The 4,747-nt window shown below is 70.6% G+C and carries 5 protein-coding genes; 3 read left to right on the forward strand and 2 right to left on the reverse strand.

Translation table 11 applies throughout. From position 1 onward, the window contains the following. The coding region (locus MKL09_RS14820) for an AAA family ATPase (protein WP_244021212.1) at positions 1–997 on the reverse strand (997 nt) is incomplete at its 3' end. A 225-nt stretch (positions 998–1,222) separates the two neighbouring features. Here MKL09_RS14820 and MKL09_RS14825 point away from each other — a divergent pair. Then, positions 1,223–1,933 carry an MgtC/SapB family protein gene (locus MKL09_RS14825; protein WP_244021214.1) on the forward strand — a complete coding sequence of 237 codons (711 nt, stop codon included), beginning with the start codon at positions 1,223–1,225 and terminating at the stop codon, positions 1,931–1,933. A 75-nt stretch (positions 1,934–2,008) separates the two neighbouring features. Here MKL09_RS14825 and MKL09_RS14830 read toward each other — a convergent pair whose 3' ends face one another. Beyond that, a complete protein-coding gene (locus MKL09_RS14830) occupies positions 2,009–2,341 on the reverse strand; it encodes a hypothetical protein (RefSeq protein WP_244021216.1) in 333 nt (110 codons plus the stop codon). Positions 2,342–2,664: 323 nt separating this feature from the next. Here MKL09_RS14830 and MKL09_RS14835 point away from each other — a divergent pair, with 323 nt between their 5' ends. Together MKL09_RS14835 and ispH are read left to right on the forward strand one after the other, a co-directional pair. After that, on the forward strand, positions 2,665–3,510 hold the full coding sequence (locus MKL09_RS14835) for a C40 family peptidase (RefSeq protein ID WP_244021218.1): 846 nt from the start codon (positions 2,665–2,667) through the stop codon (positions 3,508–3,510). Positions 3,511–3,644: 134 nt separating this feature from the next. Beyond that, positions 3,645–4,646: a 4-hydroxy-3-methylbut-2-enyl diphosphate reductase gene (gene ispH, locus MKL09_RS14840; RefSeq protein ID WP_244021220.1), complete on the forward strand. Its 1,002-nt coding sequence runs from the start codon at positions 3,645–3,647 to the stop codon at positions 4,644–4,646. Positions 4,647–4,747 lie beyond the last annotated feature (101 nt).

The raw sequence follows: 4,747 nt of genomic DNA on the forward strand, positions 1-4,747 counted from the left end.
CCCGCACCCGCTGCACCAGCTCGCCGACCAGGCCGCGGGCGGTCTTGCCTTCGGCGGCCGCCCGCCAGGTCAGGCCGATCCGGTGGGAGAGCGCGTCCCGGGCGAGCTCGGTGACGTCCTCCGGGGTGACGTAGTCCCGGCCCCGCAGCCAAGCCCGGGCCTTGCCGGCCATCATCAGCGCGAGCGTGCCGCGCGGCGAGGCGGGGTGCTCGATCATCGCCCGCAGGTCCGGCGCCGCCGCGTCGGTTCGGGTCGCCGCCACCAGGCGGACCAGGTAGTCCTTGAGCGCCGGCGACACGTAGGTGGCGAGCGCGGCCTCCCGGGCGGCGCGCACGTCAGCGAGCGACAGGCGCACCGGCATCGCCTCGACATGGTGGGTGATCTCGCCCTCCACGAGGTCGAGGATCGCCCGCTCGGTGGCCTCGTCGGGCATCTCGACCACGACGTGCAGCAGGAAGCGGTCGAGCTGCGCCTCCGGCAGCGGGAAGGTGCCGGCATGCTCGATCGGGTTCTGGGTCGCCACGACCATGAACGGGTCGGCGAGCGGGTGGGTCGATCCCGAGACCGTGATCTGCCCCTCGGCCATCGCCTCAAGCAGCGCCGACTGCACCTTGGGCGGCGCGCGGTTGACCTCGTCCACCAGCACCAGGGCGTGGAACAGGGGGCCCTGCAGGAACTCGAAGCTGCCGCTGTCCTGGCGCCAGACGGTGGTGCCGGTGAGGTCGGCCGGCATCAGGTCCGGGGTGCACTGGATGCGCGCGAACGAGCCGTCGAGCCCGTCGGCCAGCCGCTTGACCGCGCGGGTCTTGGCCAGGCCGGGCGCGCCCTCGATCAGCAGGTGGCCGCCGGTCAGCAGGCCGATCAGCAGGCGCTCGACCAGGCCGGCGCTGCCGATCAGGCCGCGCTCCAGCCCGTCGCGGAGCGCCATGACCCGCCCGTGCAGGGCCGCATCCGGGGTGAGAGCGGCGGGCCGGCTTTCGGCGAGGGCGCCGCTCATGCGGGAAACGCGCGTGCGCGGAGACAAACTCCTGCCCCGGGGGCCGTGTCCTGCATCCTGCACGTCTCCTCGGCCGGGTCCCGTCTTCTCAGGGGATCCTCAGGTTGAAGCCGGTGTGCCCGTTGCCCGGTGGGGCCGTCAATCCCGGGCGGTTCCGCCTTTGGTCCCCCCGGCCGGGCCATGATGTCACGGTTTCGTCACCTCTCGCCTCGCAAGAGACGCCCGATGACCAGCTACGCCGCCTTCCCCGAAGAACTGAAATCCGCCATCGGCCTGATCGTGGCCTTCGTGCTGGGCACGGCGATCGGGGCCGAGCGGCAGTACCGGCAGCGCACGGCGGGGCTGCGCACGGCGGTGCTGGTGGCGATCGGCGCCTCGGCCTTCGTCGATCTCGGCATGCGGCTGACCGGCCCGGACGGCGGGGTCCGCACGGTGGCCTACGTGATCTCCGGCATCGGCTTCCTGGGGGCCGGCGTGATCATGAAGGAGGGGATGAACGTGCGCGGCCTCAACACGGCCGCCACCCTGTGGTGCTCCGCGGCCGTGGGGGCGTTCTGCGGCGCCGACCTACCGCTGGAGGCGGTGTTCGTCACCGTCACAGTGCTGACCTGCAACACCGCGCTTCGGCCGCTGGTGAACGCCATCAACCGCGCGCCGATCCGCGAATCCTCGACCGAGGCGACCTACGAGGTCCAGGTGACCACCGCGCCCGGCGAGGCCGGACCCGCCCAGGACCTGCTGGTCGAACGCCTGGAGGCGGCGAACTATCCCGTCAGCAGCGTCGAGGTAGAGGAGCGCGGCGAGGGCGCGGTCGACGTGGTCGCGACGCTCACCGCCAGCGCCGTCAAGGCGGACGAGCTGGATGCCGTCACGGCCGATCTCGCCAAGGTTCCGGGCATCCGCCATGCCACCTGGTCGGTCCAGACCGCCGATTGATTTTTTGGGATTTTTTGGGATTTTGCGTGGCGCCGAGCGGGAGCCGGTGCGCCTGCGCGGCCCGATGGAGACCGGTCAGCGCGGCGGCGCGAGGGGACGGGTGCGGCGCTCGATCACCACGGTCGGGCGGGTGCGGCGCTCGACCACGACGGTACGCGGCGCCCGGCTCGGGCTGGCATGGGTCAGTATCCGCTCGGGGACGCGCTCCGGCTTGGCCTTCTTGGCCGCCAGGACATGCGGGCGGACCTCGTCGACCGGCAGCCCGATCAGGCCGGCGGCGATCTCGACCTGCTGCTCGACATCGTCGGCGAGGTCCTGGGCGGCGGCGACCGCCTCGTTCACCGTCGGCGGCTCGCGGCGCACGCGGATCGGCGGCAGGTCGGCGAAGCTCTTCTGCGTCTTCTTCACGGGGCGACTCGCGGTCATCATGGGTCAGACATAGCGCCTTCCGCGCCGGTTGTGCAGTGCATCATAATCGGCGGCCGCACGTCCGGGGAACATGCCTTGCATGGAAATATCGCATACGGCATGCCATCGCTCTGATTTTCCAGGGCGGAAATCATCCGGCGCCCTTCGGCTTCGCGCTGCGGCATAATAGCGCGTGCCCGCGCAGGTCGCCATGGGTCTCGCGATCCACAGCGTCGTCCGAACCGGGCAGCGACCGTGCGGGTATCCTCCCGAGGCGCGGTTTCCGGATTTCGAAACGCGACGATGCGATAGGCTCGCTCGCCATGACCGAATCGCTCGATCCCCGCCTCACCCCAGCACGGCCGGACATCGCCGACATCCGCCTGCGCGGCCGGGTCATAGCGGAGCGCTTCGTCGCCGCCACGCCGCGTCGGGTCGTAACGCCCGCCGCGCCGCTGCGCCGGGCGCCGTCGCCGGAGGCCGGGCTCGACACCGAGGCGCTCCTCGGCGATGCCGTGGATGTTTACGCCGAACGGGACGGGTTCGCCTTCGTGCAGCTCGTCCGGGACGGCTATGTCGGCTACCTGCCGGTCGAGTGCCTGGGTGCCGCCGAGCCCGAGCCAACCTATCGGGTTACGGCGTTGCGCACCTTCCTGTATCCCGAGCCCGACCTGAAGCGCCCGGTGCATGGGCATCTCAGCCTGGGCGCGCGCCTCGTGGTCAGCGGGGAGGCGGGGGCCTACCTGGAAACCCCCGGCGGCTATGTCTACGCGAGCCATTGCGCCCCGCTGGCGCAGCACGAGCCCGATTACGTGGCCACGGCCGAGCGGCTCAACGGGATTCCCTATCTCTGGGGCGGCCGCACCAGCCTCGGGCTCGATTGCTCCGGCCTCGTGCAGCTCTGCCTCGACGCCGCCGGTCTGCCCTGCCCCCGCGACGCCGACATGCAGGAGCGGTCTTTAGGCCAAGCGCTGCCGCTCACCTTCGAGGGCTTGCGCCGGGGCGATTTCGTGTTCTGGCGCGGCCATGTCGGGCTGATGCGCGACCCCGAGACGCTGATCCACGCCAACGGCCATCATATGGCGGTGGCGGTCGAGCCGCTGGCCGGCGCGGTCGCGCGGATCCGGGAGAACAGTTTTGGGGCCGTCACGGGGATCCGGAGACGCTGAGTTCACGGATCCGGGCGCCCCGGGTCCAAATCGCGCGGCAAACGTGCTACAGAGGCGCTCCGCGGTCGTCTTCCTGCCCGGTTCGCAGTCCAGGACCGTTGACAGGACAGCCCCGCCCTCGCCACATCGCCGCCATGACCGCAGACCTCGCGTCCCTCGCGCCCGTTCAGGGCACCACCGGCAAGCCGCCGCTGGAGATTCTGCTCTGTGCCCCACGCGGCTTCTGCGCCGGCGTGGTGCGGGCCATCGACGTGGTCGAGCGGGCTCTCGCCCTCTACGGGCCGCCCGTCTACGTCCGGCACGAGATCGTCCACAACAAGTACGTGGTCGAAAGCCTGAAGCGGAAGGGCGCGGTGTTCGTGCGCGAGCTCGACGAGGTGCCCGACAGCGGCGCCCCGGTGATCTTTTCCGCTCACGGTGTCGCGAAGACGGTTCCGGCCAACGCCGATTCCCGCGGGCTCACCACCATCGACGCCACCTGCCCGCTGGTGACAAAAGTCCACCGCGAGGCCGAGATCCACCACAAGCGCGGCCGCCACGTGCTGCTGGTCGGCCATTCCGGCCATCCCGAGGTGGTCGGCACCATGGGCCAGCTGCCCAAGGGCTCGATCACCCTGGTGGAGGACCTGGATCAGATCCAGGCCCTGACGCCGGAGAACCCGGACAACCTGGCCTGGGTCACCCAGACGACCCTGTCGGTCGATGACACCCGCCACATCGTCGACGCGCTCAAGAAAAAATTCCCGACCATCACCGGGCCGCACAAGGACGACATCTGCTACGCCACCACCAACCGCCAGGAAGCGGTGAAGCAGGTGGCCCCGCTGGTGGACGCCCTGATCGTGGTCGGCTCCTCGAACTCCTCGAACTCGCAGCGCCTGCGCGAGGTCGCCGAGCGCGTCGGCTGCCCGATCACTCGCCTCGTGCTGCGCGCCGAGGAGATCGACTGGCCGGCCTTCGAGGGCATCCGCAAGCTCGGCCTCACCGCCGGCGCCTCGGCCCCTGAAGTGCTGGTCGAAGAGATCATCGAGGCCTTCGCGGCCCGCTACGACGTGATCGTCGACACGGTCTCGACGGTGGTCGAGGACATGGTCTTCCCGCTTCCGCGCGAGCTGCGCAGCGAAGCCGCCGAGTAGGTTCTTCCAACCCACACCCTCATCCTGAGGTGCCCGGAGATCGAAGATCGGCGGGCCTCGAAGGAGGGCTCCAGATCCCGCCCCGATCCCTGGAAGCCTCC

Origin of the sequence: Methylobacterium sp. J-048 (assembly GCF_022829515.1) — a bacterium.
Taxonomy (GTDB): domain Bacteria; phylum Pseudomonadota; class Alphaproteobacteria; order Rhizobiales; family Beijerinckiaceae; genus Methylobacterium.